Annotated in this window: 12 protein-coding genes and 1 tRNA gene; 6 read left to right on the forward strand and 7 right to left on the reverse strand. The window is 34.9% G+C overall.

Features of this window, described 5'->3' with window-relative positions; all coding sequences use genetic code 11:
* The first annotated feature begins 10 nt into the window (after window positions 1-10).
* Window positions 11-1,228, forward strand: a complete 1,218-nt coding sequence (locus ACP7AV_RS02360; protein WP_426090601.1) for a murein hydrolase activator EnvC family protein — start codon at window positions 11-13, stop codon at window positions 1,226-1,228.
* Between the two features lie 213 nt (window positions 1,229-1,441).
* Here the strand turns inward: ACP7AV_RS02360 and ACP7AV_RS02365 are convergent, their stop codons facing one another.
* Window positions 1,442-2,290: a polysaccharide deacetylase family protein gene (locus tag ACP7AV_RS02365; protein ID WP_426090602.1), complete on the reverse strand. Its 849-nt coding sequence runs from the start codon at window positions 2,288-2,290 to the stop codon at window positions 1,442-1,444.
* A 14-nt stretch (window positions 2,291-2,304) separates the two neighbouring features.
* Entirely contained in the window at window positions 2,305-3,333 is a 1,029-nt protein-coding gene (locus ACP7AV_RS02370; RefSeq protein WP_426090603.1) for a hypothetical protein, read from the reverse strand.
* A gap of 330 nt (window positions 3,334-3,663) precedes the next feature.
* Between ACP7AV_RS02370 and ACP7AV_RS02375 the strand changes: the two genes are divergently transcribed.
* Window positions 3,664-5,742 (forward strand): TonB-dependent receptor family protein, encoded by a 2,079-nt coding sequence (locus ACP7AV_RS02375; protein ID WP_426090604.1) that lies wholly within the window; start codon window positions 3,664-3,666, stop codon window positions 5,740-5,742.
* A 22-nt stretch (window positions 5,743-5,764) separates the two neighbouring features.
* Here the strand turns inward: ACP7AV_RS02375 and ACP7AV_RS02380 are convergent, their stop codons facing one another.
* Both ACP7AV_RS02380 and ACP7AV_RS02385 read right to left on the reverse strand, forming a co-directional pair.
* The gene (locus tag ACP7AV_RS02380; protein WP_426090605.1) at window positions 5,765-6,208 is read right to left on the reverse strand and encodes a c-type cytochrome; all 444 of its coding nucleotides are present in this window, start codon (window positions 6,206-6,208) and stop codon (window positions 5,765-5,767) included.
* Between the two features lie 3 nt (window positions 6,209-6,211).
* The gene (locus ACP7AV_RS02385; RefSeq protein ID WP_426090606.1) at window positions 6,212-7,336 is read right to left on the reverse strand and encodes a PQQ-dependent sugar dehydrogenase; all 1,125 of its coding nucleotides are present in this window, start codon (window positions 7,334-7,336) and stop codon (window positions 6,212-6,214) included.
* Window positions 7,337-7,833: 497 nt separating this feature from the next.
* Between ACP7AV_RS02385 and ACP7AV_RS02390 the strand changes: the two genes are divergently transcribed.
* The 3 genes from ACP7AV_RS02390 (at window position 7,834) to ACP7AV_RS02400 (ending at window position 10,183) form a co-directional block, all read left to right on the forward strand.
* A complete protein-coding gene (locus tag ACP7AV_RS02390) occupies window positions 7,834-8,253 on the forward strand; it encodes a DUF2452 domain-containing protein (protein WP_426090607.1) in 420 nt (139 codons plus the stop codon).
* A 203-nt stretch (window positions 8,254-8,456) separates the two neighbouring features.
* A complete protein-coding gene (locus ACP7AV_RS02395) occupies window positions 8,457-9,020 on the forward strand; it encodes a Crp/Fnr family transcriptional regulator (protein WP_426090608.1) in 564 nt (187 codons plus the stop codon).
* A 95-nt stretch (window positions 9,021-9,115) separates the two neighbouring features.
* The gene (locus ACP7AV_RS02400) at window positions 9,116-10,183 is read left to right on the forward strand and encodes an SDR family oxidoreductase (RefSeq protein WP_426090609.1); all 1,068 of its coding nucleotides are present in this window, start codon (window positions 9,116-9,118) and stop codon (window positions 10,181-10,183) included.
* A 108-nt stretch (window positions 10,184-10,291) separates the two neighbouring features.
* On the opposite strand, the gene ACP7AV_RS02405 is transcribed toward ACP7AV_RS02400, so the two are convergent.
* The gene (locus ACP7AV_RS02405; RefSeq protein WP_426090610.1) at window positions 10,292-10,681 is read right to left on the reverse strand and encodes a Dabb family protein; all 390 of its coding nucleotides are present in this window, start codon (window positions 10,679-10,681) and stop codon (window positions 10,292-10,294) included.
* Window positions 10,682-11,371: 690 nt separating this feature from the next.
* On the opposite strand from ACP7AV_RS02405, the gene ACP7AV_RS02410 reads away from it, so the two are divergent.
* A complete protein-coding gene (locus ACP7AV_RS02410) occupies window positions 11,372-11,770 on the forward strand; it encodes an NUDIX hydrolase (RefSeq protein WP_426090611.1) in 399 nt (132 codons plus the stop codon).
* A 96-nt stretch (window positions 11,771-11,866) separates the two neighbouring features.
* Here ACP7AV_RS02410 and ACP7AV_RS02415 read toward each other — a convergent pair.
* Together ACP7AV_RS02415 and rseP are read right to left on the reverse strand one after the other, a co-directional pair.
* Window positions 11,867-11,940: transfer RNA gene (locus tag ACP7AV_RS02415), tRNA-Asn, on the reverse strand.
* 137 nt (window positions 11,941-12,077) lie between these two features.
* On the reverse strand, window positions 12,078-13,427 hold the full coding sequence (rseP, locus tag ACP7AV_RS02420) for an RIP metalloprotease RseP (RefSeq protein ID WP_426090612.1): 1,350 nt from the start codon (window positions 13,425-13,427) through the stop codon (window positions 12,078-12,080).
* Window positions 13,428-13,537 lie beyond the last annotated feature (110 nt).

Consider the following 13,537-nt stretch of genomic DNA (forward strand, 5'->3'; position numbering starts at 1 on the left):
TTTTATCTGTATGACTTCATTACTGTGGAGTCAGGAATCTCAACAAGAAAAATTAGAAGAACGTAAAGCTCAAATTCAAAAAGAAATTCGAGAAAATGAAAAGTTATTACAATCTGTAAAGAAAAAAGAAAAATCTGTTGTTAACGTAATTGTCATTCAAAGCACCAAAATAAAGCTGAAGGAAAAATTAATAAACACTACTGAAAAGCAAACCAAATTGCTGAATAATGACATGTATATTAATCAGGTTCAAATCAATAAATTGAAAAAAGAATTAGCTGAACTTAAGGAAGATTATGCTAAGATGATTGTGAAATCATATAAAAGCCGTTCATCAGAAAGCAGAGCGATGTTCTTGTTATCTTCTGAAAACTTTTTGCAGGCATATAAAAGAGCGCAGTATATGAAACAATATACCAGCTACAGAAAAATGCAGGGAGAAGAAATAAAAACAAAAACAAATAAGCTTACAGATTTTAATCAAAAACTAGATGTACAAAAAACAGCAAAACAAAAACTGATTGCTGAAAACCAAAAAGAACGTTTGTCTTTAGAAAAGGAAAAACAAGAGCAATTGAAGTTAGTAAGCGTTATCAAAAAAGATAAAAATAAGATTGCTAAAGAAATCAAGAAAAAACAACAGGAATACAGAACGATTGACAGACAAATCAATAAATTAATACGGGAAGCCATTGCTGCAGCCAACAGGAAAGCGGCTCTAGAAAAAGCGAAAGCCAATCCGAGTGCTCCAGTTTCTAAAGCTGCGGTATCATCATCCAAAATTGAACTGACACCTGAATCTAAAATTATTGCAGATAATTTTAGAGCTAACAGAGGAAGACTGCCTTATCCAGTTGAAAAAGGATATGTGTCATTAGGATACGGAAACCAAACACATCCTTTATTCAATACGATAACCGTGCACAATAGCGGTGTAGAAATCACTACAGACAAAGGCGCAAGTGCAAGAGCCGTTTTTGGAGGAGAAGTTACCAGCGTTATTGTATTATCACCAGTAAACAAAGCGGTAATGATACAACACGGGGATTACTTCACAGTCTATCAAAATTTAAGTTCCGTGAATGTTAGCAAAGGAGATAAAGTGAGTATAAAGCAAAGCCTTGGAAAAGTAAGAACCAACGGTGAAACGGGTAAAACGATAATTAAATTCTTAATCCTTCAAAATACAACGTATAACAATCCTGAAGGCTGGTTGTCACCAAGATAAAGACAGTTATTTTAAATAAAAAAAGCACTATTATATTCCTTGGAATACGATAGTGCTTTTTTTATGACCAATATTTTAGTTAAGAAACTCTTTAAAACTAAAGCAAAAAAAGTTTTGCAAAGAACCTTTTCAACGGTTATATCGTTAATTCATAAGTCGTACAGTTGCTTTAATTTGCAAAAACAAATGCAAATTTAGAATCGGTGTAAAGTGCTATTCAGCTTTAGTAAAAGAAGAATTTATAGCCTTCATTGTTCCTTCAATAGACCAAGTTCCCGAAACTATAATACGTCTGATAGTATACAATGGATCAACAGGATCTCTTTTGGTAGCTAAAATATAAGCCATTTTATATTCACTCTTTTTTATTTCAGGGATCGCCTCGGTATTCCATAACCCAAACGGATAGGCAAAATCGGGTACTGGTTTCCCTACGATTTCCTCCAGTTTTGCTTTTGGTTTAACCAATTGGGTATTCCAGTCGTCTCCGGTATATTTTGTTACCATGTGATGATCCCAAGTATGTGCGCCTACCACATGCCCGTCGTCAGACAAGCTTTTGATTTGCTCTTTGCTCATATATCCGGGACGGTTAATAGAAACAGTCATAATAAAAAACACCCCTTTGAAACCGTATTTTTTCATCTCGGCTGCGCCAATACTGAATTGTTCTTCTCTGGTATCATCAAAGGTAATCATGATTGGTTTTTCAGGTAATGGGCCATCAAAAACTAAATAATTATACAATTGTTCCGGCAAGATGGTGTGGTAGCCTGCATCAGCTAACGTTTTCATTTGTTCTGCAAAAGCAGGAGGTTTTACGGTATATACCTTCACGTTTCCACTCGCACTGACGCTAAAATCCCTTATGTTATGATAACATAAAATGGGTACTTCTTTTTTCGAAAGAATGGTCGCGGCATCAGCAGCTACTTTTTTTGGAGCAACAATTTTTGCAGGAGCAGCGACAAGAGGGACTTCAGGAACTATTTTATGCGTTTCTGATTGACATCCCACCAATAAAAATAATCCAATGAAAACGGAATAAAGAATATTTTTCATAAGTCGAATCGTAATTATTGGTACTGAATGTAAATTGGTTTTGGAGTGAATTTTACTAATTCTTCAGGACTATACATTTTCCAATCGTTTTTATTGTCATTTTTATAAAACAATTTAAAACCGGCAAATTGTACAGGTTCTCTATAAATATAACTTACGTAAGAATCTTTTTTTAATACTTTGCTTCCAAAACCATCCATATCCATTACGATTTGTACTTCAGGCACAGTTTTGATTTCTTTGTAGTTTTTTACCATACCTTGTGTAAATCTGTGTATTACCAATATTTTTGGAGTCAGTTTATTTTTACGCACAATGTCTGCCAAAATATCAATGGCGTCATTAATATCTGAGGCAGTAAAATGCCCGATTTTAGAACCTGGACGTTCTCCGTTTTTCATCGAAAATTCAGGATCAATTCCAAGATGTACATTAGGCATGGCAAGATATTTTTCCAGTTCCGCTACTTCTGATTTAACAGTGCTGTGACCTACCTGAATATCTAAAAACACTAATGCATTAATAGGTTTTGCCCAACTGATAACAGTGTCAATTTGTTTAAAAGGCATTCGCAAGCGGTGCATGTTGTTTTTTCCCGGAGCGCCTTGAGCCGTAACAGCAATGTAATGCAAAGCAGGAATTGTTTTTACAGTAGAATCAGCTGCCTGCCATTTAGCGACTTCGCCTTGTAATTTTGCCAACATTTCTTTACGAGGAAGTTCACCTAAGATACCCATCCTCGTGGAATATAAATTTCCGTAATAAGCAATAATTCTATTGTATGGTAATAACGCTCCGGGTAAAGGATAAGGCGCTTTAACAGGCCATCTTCCGGTAGTGTCATTGTTGCTTAAAGCGACCATTCTTTTGTTGAAATCAAGTGTGTCAATGGTAAGAACTTTCTTTTTTTCAATTGAATCCGCTTTTTCAGTCTCTGTTGTCGTTTCCCCGTTCACAGTATCGGCCGCCTTGCCACGATCGCAGGATAAAGTACTTAACAACAATAAAGGAAGTGTGATACATGCAAGTGCTAATTTTTTCATAAGTAAATAATGTTGTTTTTTTATTTAAAAGAAATATCGAAGTTTAAAGGTAATTTAATTCTTGTTTCAACGACAAAGGTATGATTTTTAAAGAACGTCTTTTTATGTAAAGTAGTGTCATAAAGCGGTATTTTTTATATAATTTACGGTTTAACTAAGGCTTTATGTAATTTCACAATTTAATATCATCAAATATAAAAACAGAATATAATTCCGCTTACATGCAATCGAGAATTTTCTTTAATCGATTCTTGTTTAAAAATGATTTTTAGAAATAAAAATAAATAGCTAACTTTATCAACGTTTTTATTCATTCAAATACTCAAGCAATTGTTCAAAAATTCCTTTTTTTCCCTCCTTTTTTTATGTAGTGCGACTGCTGTTTTTGGACAAATAAAAAAAGATACGATTGCCCTTTCAGAAATTACATTGAAGGGTTCGCCAATCAATAATGTACTTCAAAATACGGCTTCTTCCGTTTCGGTAATTACTACTGCCGACATCAATAAAAGTGATGGAATTATTCTTACTCCGGTCTTAAACAAAATCCCTGGCGTTACGATGCAGCAAGGTGCTTTCAATACCAACAGGATTACGATTCGGGGTATTGGCGCCCGATCTCAATACGGTACCAATAAAATAAAAGCCTATTTTGATGGGATTCCATTGACTTCCGGTGAAGGCGAAACTACGATTGATGATATTGATTTAGCATCAATCGAAAAAATTGAAATTATAAAAGGGCCAAATTCCACTAGTTTTGGTTCCAATTTGGGCGGTGTAATCCAATTGTTTTCACGAGAAACGCCTTTGTTGGAATCATTCGGGAAATCAACGATTACTTTTGGAAGTTTTGGGTTGTTGCAGCAGCGACTTTCGGCAGGATACAGCGATTCCCAAACAAATGTATTTACAAGCTTTACGGATTTACAAAGTGACGGATTCAGAGCAAACAGCTCCTACAACAGAAAATCATTGAACCTGCATGGTAAACAAAAAATTGGTTCCGCCGGCACTTTGTCATTTTTAGGAACGTTCACCCGACTGAAAGCTTTTATTCCAAGTTCTATCAATGAGACTGATTTAAAAAATAATCCTGAGAAAGCAGCCGCTACTTGGGCAGCCGCTCAAGGTTTTGAGTCGTATGACAAATTTATGTTCGGGTTAGGATATGATCATCAATTTTCTGAGAAATGGTCTATACAAACCAGTGTTTTTTCTAATTTTAAAGACGCGTACGAACCCAGACCTTTTGATATTTTGGATGAAAAAACAAACGCCGCGGGTTTTCGTTCCAATGTAAATTATAAAGACCAATTGTTTTCCTTGCCATTTGAACTGAGTTTTGGCACCGAATTATTAACTGAAAAGTACGAGTATTCTCTTTTTAAAAATTTGTACCAATCGCAACCGGGTCTAGGCAGTATTAAGGGCGACGAATTTAGTGCCATCAAACAAAACCGGAATTACACAAACTACTTTTTACAAATGGAACTTTGGATTTCAGAAAAACTGCATCTGGAAACCGGAGTAGCATTTAACACAACCAAATATTCGTTAGAGGATGTTTTCAAAAATAATTCTGGAGGTCAAAAGATGCCTTTCACTTTTGGAAATGTTTGGTCGCCAAGAGTTGGTTTTTCGTATAAAGTAAGCAAAGGGAAAAACATATTTACGTCGGTTAGCAAAGGATTTTCGGTGCCTTCTGTTGCTGAAACATTGACTCCGGAAGGTCAAATAAACACCGATTTAAAACCAGAAATAGGTTGGAATTACGAACTGGGTTTCAAAGGAAATTGGCTTAAAAATAAAGTGTATACAGAAGTAACGTTTTACACCACACAAATTGAAAATTTATTGGTGGCACGACGCACCGCCAATGATCAATTTGTAGGGATTAATGCGGGCAGCAGTTCGCATACGGGATTTGAATTCTTAGTAAATTATAAACTTTTAGAGCTGACCCAATTTAAAATTACACCTTATTTTTCAGGAGCGGTAAATACTTTTAAATTTAAAGAATTTTTGGATGGCAATGCGGATTATTCGGGAAACCAACTTACAGGGGTTCCCGAAAAACAATTCAATTTTGGAGTGGATCTAAATATAAAAAACGGATTTAGTGTGAACACTTCGTTCCGAACGATAGGTAAAATTCCTTTAAACGATGCCAATACAAAATACAGTGAGCGGTATTCGTTGCTTGACATCAAAACGACGCATGTTTTTACGATTCTTAAAATCTTAAGAACAGAGATGAACGCTGGAGTTAATAATGCATTGGACACTAAATACGCAGCGAACATTCTACCGAATGCTGTAGGTTTTGGGACTGCCGCCCCACGCTATTTTTATCCGGGAAATCCTGTCAATTTTTATGGAGGTTTTTCGGTGTCTTATGTTTTTTAGAGACCAATACTAAGTCCGAATTTTATTTTTTAATGGCTGCGACTTCTTTCTCGGTAACGATTTTGGTTTGTTTATTACTCCAAGAAGTCATGATGTAATTCATCACATCGGCAACTTCCTGATTTGTAAGTCCCATGGCTGGCATGCTGCTATTATACGTTATTTTATTGACGACAATTTTGCCACTTTGTCCAAATTTTACGGCAGCTATACTTTGATTTCTCTTGGTTTTTAACCAATCAGAACCGGCAAGAGGAGGGAAGTTTTTACCATCTCCTTTGCCATTTGCACCATGGCATTGCATGCAAAAATCAGCATAAATTTCTTTTCCCGGTGACTGAAATTTTGAAACGACTGCGGTTTCAGTATTCAAGTCAATGTAGTTGTTTTGAGAAAATGGGTTTTCTAAAGAAAAGCTTCCCAATACAAATAGTCCAAATCCCAAAAATAATTTCGTTGTAAACATAGTCTAATTAGGTATGATTTTAATAATTCCTTTTCCTTCTACGCCCATATAAATATAGCCATCTGGACCTTGTGCCACATTACGTACACGGCCAATGTCGGTTGCGATTTTTTGTCTGCCGATAACTTCATTGCCTTTCAACTTTAGCAATTCAAGATATTGAAATTTTAAAGAACCAACCAATAAATGCCCTTTCCAGTCCGGATATTTGTCGCTGGTAACAAAAGTCATTCCGCTAGGAGCGATAGACGGCAACCAATAATAAATAGGCTTTTCAATGCCTGGTTTTTCGTTTTCTTTGCTGATGGTTGTTCCGTCATAATCGATGCCGTAAGTAACAACTGGCCATCCGTAATTGACTCCCTTTTTTATGATGTTGATTTCATCGCCACCTTGAGGACCGTGTTCATGTGCCCAAATTGCTCCTGTTACAGGGTTTTTTGCCATTCCTTGCGGGTTGCGATTCCCATAGGTGTAAATCGCTTCTTTAACTCCGGTCTGACCTACAAAAGGATTGTCTTTAGGAATACTTCCGTCATCGTTTAATCGGTATATTTTTCCGCCATCGCGTTTGATGTCTTGTGGATTTACGAAATGCTCGCCTCGTTCTCCTACAGAGAAATACAAATATCCGTCGTTATCAAATACAATTCGGGAACCAAAATGCTGTCCTTTTGTGGTATTTGGAGTGGCTTTATAAAGCGATTCGATTTGTGTCAGACTTCCGTCCAATAATTTTGCTCGAATGAGTTTTGTGTGACCGCCAGTTCCTTCCCCTTCATCGGAAGCATACGTCATGTAAATCCAGCCATTTTTAGCATAATTAGGATGCAGCACGATATCTAGTAATCCGCCTTGTCCGCGAGTATATACTTTGGGAACATTTTTAATTTCCGTTTTCACACCGTTTTTGACGTGATATAATATACCGCTTTTTTCCGTAACTAACATGCTCCCGTCAGGCAGCCAAGTCATTCCCCACGGAATTGCAATATCAGAAGCTACAGTCTGGAGTGTATAGTTTTTTACTTCGTCTTTAATAGGAATATCATTGGATTTTACTTGCGCATCGCAACTGAAAGAAAGGAATGAAAGAATCGCGAGAGAAACTATTGCTGTTTTTTTCATGAGTATAATTTTTAATCTTTTAAAAAAGAAATCTTTTAAAGGTAGTAAAAGCTGATTTAAAAAGATAAATAAGTTTTTAATTTTGCTTAGAATTAACAAATCTTAATTTTTAAAACCCTGTTTTGCTGTCAGAATTCAATTAGCTTTTTATAGTCTTCCAAATCTCCACATTAAATTATTTTTTAGGACACATCGAAAATAAGTATATTATTAATTTTGGAACGAGAAGTTGAAACAGAATTAATATTGCTCTTCAAGGCTTAAATTTTACTGGCGATTTGAATTATTTGTTTAACTTTGCAGCATAATTATTAAACAAAACAGCTTTTAAAATGTCCGCTTTGAAATTTTTAAATATGCTTTTGCTTTGAAAAAGATAGTAGTAGATACAGAAAAGTGTTGCATGAATAAACACTTTAAACTGATTTTAAAACTAATAAATGAAACGTTACTCATTAATTACTTGTAATTAATTGGGAAATATAAATTAAAAATAGATGAAAAATAAAAAACCAGATAATGTTGTATACTCTGTTGAAAAAGGTTTTAATGCCAGTGTACTGCCTTACGCTACAAATGTTGGAGCCCCGGTAATCAGGGTTGATGATGTGGTTTCTTGGAAAAGTAGAGGGATTGACAATGTAAATAAAGAGCTTGGAAATAAGTTTAACGAACTCAAACTGCAATATCAAAAGTTGATGCAAGAATACGAGTGGAATGAATTAGTGTACAGTGCTAAATTTTCATTTGAACCCGTTATTGGTGAAATTTATCATTTGTACAGAGATGCCGCAGGCGTAAATTTTCTATCATTGATAGGACCTGATGAATGGAACAAGGAACATATTGGCACCTTTAAACTCAACAGTGATAAAAAATGGATTCTGCTGAACGCACAAGATCCGCATCTCTATTAAATTAAAATAACCGAGATTATTTGAGGTTAAAGCGTTTATTAGTATTTCTAAGAGCAGAATTGATTTACAAAAATTATAGTAAACTAATCGTGTTGCTTTATTTGCGTTTTCCTTCCGAGTTTTAATTTTTATTTAAGATTGGAATAGATTTAAACGGTTCTTTTTTTAATCGTATTTTTATCCGGGTTTTAATATAAGGAACTATGGAAGAAATTTTACGAAAACAAATTGAGAAAATTGTACTATTAGAGGATGATGAATTTCAATTCGTACTGTCTTATTTTTTGGTTGGTAACTATAAAAAACATCAATACATTGTGCAGCAGGGAAATCCTGTTCCATACGTTCATTTTGTTGTAAAAGGGCTCATGAAATCTTTTTATATCGACAAATCGGGCAAGAGCCATATCCTTCAATTTGCTAAGGAAGACTGGTGGATTACTGATAGTGAGGGTTTTTATAATGAACAGAATGCCACACTCAATATAGATTGCTTAGAAGACGCACAAACCTATTATATTACGCTTGAAAACAGAGAAAAATTGTGTGCCGAATTACCGAAAATGGAATTCTTCTTTTTGCAAAAAATGACTGCCGGAAATATTGCGCTTCAAAACCGAATTCTGTCTTTGATGAGCAAAAACTCAGAGGAACGATACATGCAGTTTATCCAATTATACCCGGATTTGATACACCGCATTCCTAAAACTTTAATAGCATCCTATCTGGGAATTTCAAGAGAAACTTTGAGCCGTTTGTCGCATTAACGTGATATAGGTCACAAATTATCTGTGACGTATGTCCTTTGTAACTTATGGAATATTTTCGAATTTTGTAATTCATAAAATTTTAAAACAGAAACATGGAAAATATAGCGTTAGTAGTTGGAGCAACCGGAATAACGGGTAGCAATCTCGCAGGAAAACTTATTGCTAGAGGCTGGACGACCTATGGTTTAGCCAGAAACCCACGAAAAGATATAGAAAACCTTCAGCCAATTGCAGCAGATCTACTGGATTTGGAAAATTTAAAAGCAGCGTTAAAAAACATTTCTCCCACGCACATTTACATTACAACTTGGATGCGTCAGGATTCTGAAGCCGAAAACATTCGGGTAAATAGTTTGATGATCAGGAATCTTCTCGAGGCATTATCTCCTAAAAAATCAGTACAACATGTGGCGCTAGTTACAGGACTGAAACATTATCTTGGGCCATTTGAGGCGTACGCCAAAGAAGGATTATTGCCGGAAACACCTCTTAGGGAAGAGCAACCACGCTTGGAATTAGAAAATTTTTATTACGCACAAGAGGATGAGGTTTATGCCGCTGCAGCGCGAGATGGTTTTACATGGAGCATTCACCGTCCGCATACGATTATAGGAAAAGCGGTAGGAAACTTAATGAATCTTGGCACTACGCTCGCGGTGTTCGCCAGTATTTGCAGAGAAACAGGCAAACCGTTTCAGTGGCCGGGTTCAGAAGCACAATGGAATGGACTTTCAGATGTTACCGATGCCAGAGTTTTGGCGGAACATTTAATATGGGCTTCGACTACTGAATCGGCTCGTAACGAAGCATTCAATGTGGTAAATGGTGATTTTTTTCGCTGGAAATGGCTTTGGAAAAAACTAGCGGAATCGTTTGGAATTGAAGCAGTAGGTTTTGATGGTACAATTCATACTCTTGAAGAACAAATGAAACATGAAGCTCCAGTTTGGAAAAAAATCGCCACACAATATGCTCTTGAAGAGTCTGATTTAAACAAATTGGCTTCTCCGTGGCACACTGATCTTGACTTGGGACGCCCCATAGAAGTAATGACGGATATGTCTAAAAGTCGCAAACTCGGCTTTACCGTTTTTCAACGTACCGAAGATTCCTTTTACGATTTGTTTGCACAGCTTCGTACTGACCGACTGATTCCATAGTTATCGTAAAATAGCATGCATAAAAATAGGGGTCGCAAGATATATTTCTTGAAACCCCTGTTTTATTTGTATTTTTCTTTGAATTGGCCGTAGCCACTTTTTCAATATTTACACATCTATTGCATCATAAACCAAGACCTTTTTCCATAAATGAGAACAGTTCTTTACGAAGTCTTGATGAATGGGATGATCCTGGTATATTTTTTGCCCGGCTTCATCATCAAAAAACATAAGTTCTGAAACATCCCAAGAGGTGTCTACAACTTCCCGTTTCTCAGTTGAAGCTAGAACCCCAACATGAATTTGACGAATCGCTGGAATTCCCGATAAGGTTTTCAAACCAGAAATTAATTGCTGTTTATCAGCCTCGGATTGTGGGTTCTTTAACCAAAAAAATACATGATGCAACAATGATTTTTTCTTCGGACGTATTGTAAAGCCCATAATACCAGCAACTCCAAGTAAAGTTGCGAAACCAATAAATCTTCTACGTATCATCAATTTATTTTTTTAAAAGGTAAATATCGAACTTTAAAAAAGAAAATAACGCTTTTTATCTGTTTGAATAGAGTAGTATTATTTTATAGGAGGCATTCTACCTTGTTTGTTTTGATCTACTTTTAGATCATTAATTTTAATCTTTTTCTTTTTAGCGGCATCGAAGATCTTAAAACCAAAATTGTAATTGTATGTAACTCCAAAGTATTAATTGGAGATTTTGATCTAATGCTTTGGCGGCAACCTGCGTACTTGCATTTTATTCAAATTTTAAAATTTTATAAATGACGATGTCAAGTTAATCTCCAATGGTGCCTTTGTGTTCTAAAATTGTTTTTTGATTTTAAAGAATTTTAAATTAAAAACGGGACCAGCGCCTTACGGTATTTTTCAGAAGAATTTAGAAACACAAAAACTTCCTAATACGTTTTATTTTTTAATTAAAGTATAGTGGTCACAACGCAGAATATTATTTTTGTAAGCCACTTATGAATTGGTTTAAGTTGTGTAATTCAACTGGATTTAAAGTTTCCGATTAAGTTCCATTTTCAAAAGAAATTTACTGAATTAAAAAACTCATCAGTAATCTTGGAAAAGTATTTAATAAAAAGCCAGTAGAAAAAGCGGTTATCAGTAGGGAATTTAGTTATTTTGGAAGCAATCATTGAGATGATGTCAAAAACACTGCAAATGAAAATAATTGATAAGCTCGCCTGGATTGAAATTAAAAACAATAAAATTCTATCTACAAAATCTTTTGGTAAAGATAAATATTATATTCCTGGGGGTAAAAGAGAAAATTTTGAGAGTGACGAACAGGCGTTATGTCGTGAAATAAAAGAAGAATTAAGCGTAGTGTTAATCCCAGATACCCTAAAATTTATTGGAGTATTTCAAGCACACGCTCACGGGCATTCTGAAGACACGATTGTCAAAATGACTTGTTATGCTGCAAGTTATAATGGTTTGCTAAAAGTGGATTCAGAAATCGAAGAAATGATATGGTTAACTTATTCTGATAAAGGTAAAATATCAGCGGTGGATAAGTTAATTTTTGATTTTTTGAAAGAACGCAATATGTTGGAATAAACAATTATATAGAAAATAAATAGGAGTTCTAATGTGAAACCACACTTTTTTAAAACAAAAAAAGACCTTACATCACTGTAAAGTCTTTTTAAAAAGCTCCCTCTCTTGGGCTCGAACCAAGGACCCTCTGATTAACAGTCAGATGCTCTAACCAACTGAGCTAAGAAGGAAACTGTATGTTTTTATTCTGATGCTGAATGAACGTTTTATATGCTTATTTGTGCGGTGTGTTTCACTTGTAAAGCGGTGCAAAGATAGGCTATCATTTGGTTTGTGCAAATAAAAATCAAACTTTTTTTATTTTTTTTTACTTCCCTACAATTGCCTTGTATATATCATTTCCGTTAGCAAATAATAACAGTGTTATAAGTAATACGAAACCAACCATTTGCGCGTTTTCTAGGAATTTGTCACTTGGTTTTTTACCGCTGATGATTTCATATAATAAAAACATAACGTGTCCACCATCAAGTGCCGGGATAGGCAATAAGTTCATTACACCAAGCATTATCGATAATAAAGCAGTGATATTCCAGAAAACTTGCCAGCTCCATGTATTAGGAAAAATATTGTAAATAGCGGCAAAACCACCTACTTCTTTATAAGCTTCGGTTTTAGGATTGAAAATGGTTTTAAGTTGGTTACCGTATTCAACTAATCCATCTACACCAATATTAATTCCGATTGGAATAGATTCAATAAAGCCAAATTGTTGACGATTGATCTTGTACAGATTCAATTTTTCGATATTAGAATAAGGTAATCTTGAAGGATAAGCAATCCCTAATTTAGATTTGTTGTCGAATTTTACAGTTGTCTGAATAATTTGCCCATTTCTTTTTAGAGTAACAGAAACTGTTTTTCCGTTAAAGTTTTTAAACTGTGATATAGCTTGGTCAGCATATTTTACAGGAACTCCATTAAAGTGAGTTATGATATCTTTAGATTTTAAAGTTTTAAAATTTTGAGAACTTTTATCTATGTCACTTATTATAAACGGGATTCTCATTTCGACCAAAGTACGTTTTGCTCCGGAATTACTTATCTGATTGATAATATTTATAGGGAAATTAACGATTTTTGTTTCGTTATTTCTTTCTACAGTAACTTCTCTTGCCAGAAATAAATTTTTAGAGATATCGTCATAGCGATCGATTTTCTTTCCGTTTATAGAAAGAATTTTATCGCCAGTTTGGATGCCTGCCTTTTCAATAGCCTGATTGGTTACCCAAATTCCATCTTTCAAATCCTCATTAGCAATATAAGTATCACCATAAGCAAATGCCATTCCAATGTATATAATGAAAGCCAAAATGAAGTTGACGGTAACTCCTCCCAACATAATAATCAGACGTTGCCAAGCCGGTTTAGAACGAAATTCCCATGGTTGCGGTGGCAAAGCCATTTGTTCTTTGTCCATACTCTCGTCAATCATTCCCGAAATTTTAACATAACCGCCCAAAGGCAGCCACCCGATACCGTATTCGGTTTCGCCAATTTTCTTTTTGATAAGGGAATATTTAACATCAAAAAACAAATAAAATTTTTCGACTCTGGTTTTAAACAATTTAGCAGGAATGAAATGTCCTAATTCGTGAAGTATAATCAGTAATGATAAGCTCAATAAAAATTGAGAAAGCTTGATAACTATGTCCATTTTTTAATTTTAGTTCTTTTTACAACTCACAAAAGTAAGGTTTTCTATTTGTTTATTTTACAATAATTGTTCCATACCATTTTAAATATTTGTTAATTAATGTAAATTGA

Source organism: Flavobacterium sp. DSR3-2 (assembly GCF_049896525.1).
Classification (GTDB): domain Bacteria; phylum Bacteroidota; class Bacteroidia; order Flavobacteriales; family Flavobacteriaceae; genus Flavobacterium.